The following is a 1,556-nucleotide window of genomic DNA, read 5'->3' as shown; positions in this document are numbered from 1 at the left end:
GCGGGTCGCTCGGCCCGGCGCCCGTCCCCCGGCCGCCCGGAGTACGCCGCAAGGAGGCTGTCGGCGGGTCGTCGTCAGTGGCCGGATCAGGGCCCTGGCCGGGAGTACGGGGAACGGCGGGGCGTCCGGATTCGGTGCTCACCGCGCCCCCTTGTGCCGCCGAGTCCCGGCCCGAGCGGCAATCGGGCCAGGACGGTTCGTATCCGGACATCGTGCCGTTGACCAGCGGCCGCGGCGTCCCGCCACTTTACGGGCTGCCGGTGGCGGCCCTCCAACTCCGTGTCCGGTCTGTCGGGAACTCTCCCCTACCCAGCGGTAGCGCTCTCTGGCAGGCTGCGGCCATGTCCCGTCACTCCGTCGGCACCGCTGATGTCGCCCGCCTCGACCGGGCCACCAAGGGTCTGGACGCGCCGCTGGCCGTCGTCGATCTCCGAGCGTTCGACGCCAACGCCGCCGATCTGGTGCGCCGGGCCCGGGGCAAGCCGGTCCGGGTGGCGAGCAAGTCGGTGCGCTGCCGGGCGTTGCTGGAGCGGGTGCTGGCGCGGGACGGCTTCGCCGGGATCATGTCGTTCACGCTCGCCGAGTCGCTGTGGCTGGCGCGGTCCGGTTTCCCGGACGTACTGCTGGCGTATCCGTCGGCCGACCGGGCCGGGTTCGCGGAGCTGACCTCGGACGCGGGGCTGGCGGCGGCGGTGACGGTGATGGCGGACGATCCGGCGCAGCTCGACCTGATCGACGCGGCGCGCCCGCCGGGCGGCGGCGCGGAGGTGCGGGTGTGTCTGGAGTGGGACGCGGCGTACCGGCCGTTGGGGGGCGCGGTGCGGGTGGGTGCGCGTCGTTCGCCGTTGCGGCGTCCGGGTGATCTGGCGGACATGGCGCGGACGGTGGTCGGCCGCCGTGGTTTCCGGCTGGTGGGCCTGATGGCGTACGAGGCGCATGTGGCGGGGGTGGGGGACGAGGCCGAGGGCCGTCCGGTGCGCTCGCGGGCCGTGCGGACGGTGCAGACGGCGGCGCGCCGGGAGCTGGGGCGGCGGCGCTGGGAGGCGGTGCGGGCGGTCCGGGAGGTGGCGCCGCGGCTGGAGTTCGTCAACGGCGGCGGTACGGGGAGTGTGCAGCACACGGCGGCGGAGGCGGCGGTCACGGAGATCGCGGCGGGCTCGGGGCTGTACGTCCCGCGTCTCTTCGACCACTACCGCTCGTTCCGCGGGCGGCCCGCGGCGTTCTTCGCGCAGCCGGTGGTGCGGCGGCCGGGGCCGGGGGTGGTGACGGTGCTGGGCGGCGGCTATCCGGCGTCGGGGGCCGCGGGGACGGACCGGCTGCCGGTGCCGTGCTTCCCGGAGGGGCTGCGCTACGACCCGCAGGAGGGGGCGGGCGAGGTGCAGACGCCGCTGCTGGGGCCGGCCGCCGACGGGCTGGAGGTGGGCGGCAGGGTGTGGTTCCGGCACGCCAAGGCGGGTGAACTGTGCGAGCGGTTCGCCGAGTTGCTGCTGGTGGACGGGGACCGGGTGGTGGCAACGGTGCCGACGTACCGCGGTGAGGGCAGGACGTTCCTGTGA

At 75.7% G+C, this 1,556-nt stretch carries 1 protein-coding gene; it reads left to right on the top strand.

The genetic code is table 11. The features are described from left to right. The first annotated feature begins 341 nt into the window (after positions 1 to 341). Positions 342 to 1,556, top strand: coding sequence for an amino acid deaminase/aldolase (locus AC51EU_RS30410; protein WP_496270312.1), 1,215 nt, complete (start codon positions 342 to 344; stop codon positions 1,554 to 1,556).

This window comes from Candidatus Streptomyces philanthi (assembly GCF_059553635.1).
The sequence above is the reverse complement of the archived record's forward strand: the minus strand, read 5'-3'. Positions and strand labels throughout refer to the sequence as shown.

Coding starts and splice junctions, on each gene's coding strand:
- AC51EU_RS30410 (WP_496270312.1), top strand. CDS start 342: ATGTCCCGTCACTCCGTCGGCACCGCTGATGTCGCCCGCCTCGACCGG.